This window comes from Mycobacterium sp. (assembly GCF_049585075.1).
Classification (GTDB): domain Bacteria; phylum Actinomycetota; class Actinomycetes; order Mycobacteriales; family Mycobacteriaceae; genus Mycobacterium.
The window spans coordinates 1-2,782 of record NZ_JBAUZA010000104.1; the positions used below are offsets into that span (position 1 = coordinate 1).

Consider the following 2,782-nt stretch of genomic DNA (forward strand, 5'->3'; position numbering starts at 1 on the left):
GCGGTGTCCTCGGTGAGCTTCCGCTACGACCCCGCCGACCCGACGCCTACCATCGGGGGCCGACTGCTGTCGCCCGACGGTGGATACCGCGACGACACCGCCTTGGCCGCGCGCAGCGACGTGCTCAGTTTCACCACCGACGTGCTCGACCAAGACCTGTGCGTGATCGGAAAGCCGGTCGCTGAATTGGCGCATACCTCTGACAATCCCCATGTCGACGTGTTCGTTCGGGTAAGCGAGGTCGACAACAAGGGCCGGTCGGTAAATGTCAGCGACGGCTATCGGCGGCTAACCGAGGCGACCGACTCGCTACGGCTCGAGCTCGACGCGATCGCTCACCGGTTCCGCGCCGGATCACGTATCCGGGTGCTGGTCGCCGGCGGCAGCCATCCCCGCTACGCTCGTAACCTCGGCACGGGTGAGCCAACGGCGACCGGCGGACAGCTCAACCCCTCGACACATGAATTGCAGTTCGGCGCTTCTCGGGTGCTGCTTCCAGTCGAGAGCGCCTAGCCGATGGGCATCGTCACCGAATGGCGAAGCGGCGCAACACAAATTCATTGGAAGTCATCAACCGCTGCAAATGCTGGAGCGGAAGTCAGCGTCTTCGCCCGTCGCTGCGGCACACCGGGCGCACCGGCATTGGTGTGCGTGCACGGCTTCCCGACCGCCAGCATCGACTACTTCGCGCTGACCCGTGAATTGGGTGCCGATTTCGATATCTTCCTGCTTGACTTCCCCGGCTACGGGCTTTCCGACAAGCCGCCTGCGCCATACGTGTATTCGCTCTACGACGACGCGCGCCTGCTGATCCATGCGATCACGAACGTATGGCAGCTCCAGCGATACACGATGCTGACCCATGACCGTGGCGCCAGCGTCGGCATGATCGCGCTGTCGGAGTTCGCGACGAAGAATCAGGGAAACGCGCCGACCGAAGTCATTCTGACCAACGCCAACATCTACCTCCCGCTGGCCAACCTAACTGCGTTTCAGACGGCGCTGCATAACCCCGAAACGGCACGGGCCACAGCAGCCGCGACGACGCCCGAGCTGCTGGCCGCCGGGATGGGGACGACGACGTTCATGCCGCGGCGAACGCCTACCGATCCCGAAATCGTCGCTCTGACGGAATGCTTCGCGCACAACGACGGCATCGGAGTCCTGCCGGACACGATCCAGTACCTGAACGAGCGAGCTGCCGACGAAACCAATTGGCTTACAGCGCTTTCCAAGAATAAGACCAACACCACCCTGGTTTGGGGCCTGCACGACAACGTCTCCCCTGTCCGGGTCGCCAACTTCGTGTGGCAGAAATTCCTCAAGGACAAGCCGGGCCGAAACCGCTACTGGATACTGCCGACCGCCGATCACTATCTGCAATGCGATGCGCCAGCGCAATTGGCGCAACTCGTGCGACTTACCGCGGCCGGCGAGACGACGGCGCTCGGCACGCTCGGGGGGCGGCCGGACGGCGCGGTGCTGGTGGACCAGACCATCACGGGCTAGGCAGCCGCCTCAGTCACGCCTGCCACAGCAACCTCTAGCCCAGTGGCATACGGTTTGCCCGCCTCACAGCGACAAACTGAGGGGCCGCAGCGTTGTCGCTCGTAGGCGGGCACAACGAACACTGCAGCTGCCGGGTACTGGTGTGGCGGCTGCGGTTGCGACCGACGTCATCCGACGGCGGCACGGACCCGGTCGGCGACGTGGCGTAGTGACGCCTCGTCGTGCACCGGAGTACCCAGTGACGGCGCGATCGGCAACTGCACCCAGCTGGTGCAGCCGGCGTAGTCGGGGGTGCGGGGCAGCTGCACCGGCTCAACCAGAGGTATGGCCTGCACGACGAGCACCGCCAACCGGTGCCGGGGGCGAAAGTCCAACCGGTCTTCGCGCACCGACCGGGCCGTCCAGATATGTAGATCCTCGATCGCCTCGATGTTATCGGGCCGGTTGACAGGCAGTGCCGCAACGACTTTCGCCGCCGCCCGCACTACAACGCGCTCGTCGGCGCTGTCGGAAGCCGCAGCCGTGAGCAGGTGTTGAAATTCGGGCCGGACCCTCTCGGCGTGGCTGTGCGCGACCGTCGGAAACAGCACGAACTCGCGGGCGGCCACCTCAAAGCGCTTCTCGCCGATGCCGCCTTTACGCAACAGCACCCACTGTCGGCCGTCCAGCAGCGCGTGCACCACCGCACCCCACTCCTTGAGCGCGGGCACGGTGGCGGTTTGCGTCGATGGACCCCGCGTCACCGCGTCGCCAGCCGACGCAGCGGCGGCGAGGTCTTCGGAGGTTGGCGGCGCGGCGGCAGGGCGCCCAACAGTCGCGTGGTCGTTGCCGCAACTTCGGCGACGGCCACTTCGAAGGCCTCGGCGTTGGCCGGCGACGGGTGGGTGAAGCCGCTGACCTTGCGCACATACTGGCGCGCCGCCGCCGAGATCTCCTCGGCCGTCGCCGGGGGCTCGAGTCCGCGCAATTCGGTGATGTTTCGGCACATACTTTAACGAAACTTTCAGAATGGTTGCATTTGCACGGTTACGGTGCAATCGTACGGAACGCTGCCTACCTGTTGACCTGCGCGGACTCCTCGGATTCGTCGTCGGGCCAGACGCCATCCGTTAGCCACTCGTAGGGCACACCGGTCCGGATAGCCCACAGCCGAACGTTTGCTGGACGCGGCTGAGCGCGGCGGTTCAACCATGAACTCACGCTGTTTCTGTGCACACCTTGGTACGCGGCCATGTCAGCCACGGACAGTCCCGCGATCTGCATGGACTTGGTC

5 protein-coding genes are annotated in these 2,782 nt (G+C 65.1%); 2 read left to right on the plus strand and 3 right to left on the minus strand.

The genetic code is table 11. The annotated features are described in order from the left end of the window. Positions 1 to 513: CocE/NonD family hydrolase (locus WB785_RS04770; RefSeq protein WP_424077541.1), on the plus strand; the 513-nt coding region annotated here is incomplete at its 5' end. A gap of 3 nt (positions 514 to 516) precedes the next feature. After that, positions 517 to 1,509 (plus strand): alpha/beta fold hydrolase, encoded by a 993-nt coding sequence (locus tag WB785_RS04775; RefSeq protein ID WP_424077542.1) that lies wholly within the window; start codon positions 517 to 519, stop codon positions 1,507 to 1,509. Between the two features lie 167 nt (positions 1,510 to 1,676). Here the strand turns inward: WB785_RS04775 and WB785_RS04780 are convergent, their stop codons facing one another. The 3 genes from WB785_RS04780 to WB785_RS04790 form a co-directional block, all read right to left on the minus strand. Then, positions 1,677 to 2,219, minus strand: coding sequence for a DUF1802 family protein (locus tag WB785_RS04780; RefSeq protein ID WP_424077545.1), 543 nt, complete (start codon positions 2,217 to 2,219; stop codon positions 1,677 to 1,679). Between the two features lie 29 nt (positions 2,220 to 2,248). Further along, positions 2,249 to 2,497, minus strand: a complete 249-nt coding sequence (locus WB785_RS04785) for a DUF2277 domain-containing protein (protein WP_424077543.1) — start codon at positions 2,495 to 2,497, stop codon at positions 2,249 to 2,251. Between the two features lie 65 nt (positions 2,498 to 2,562). Then, positions 2,563 to 2,782: helix-turn-helix domain-containing protein (locus WB785_RS04790; RefSeq protein WP_424077544.1), on the minus strand; the 220-nt coding region annotated here is incomplete at its 5' end.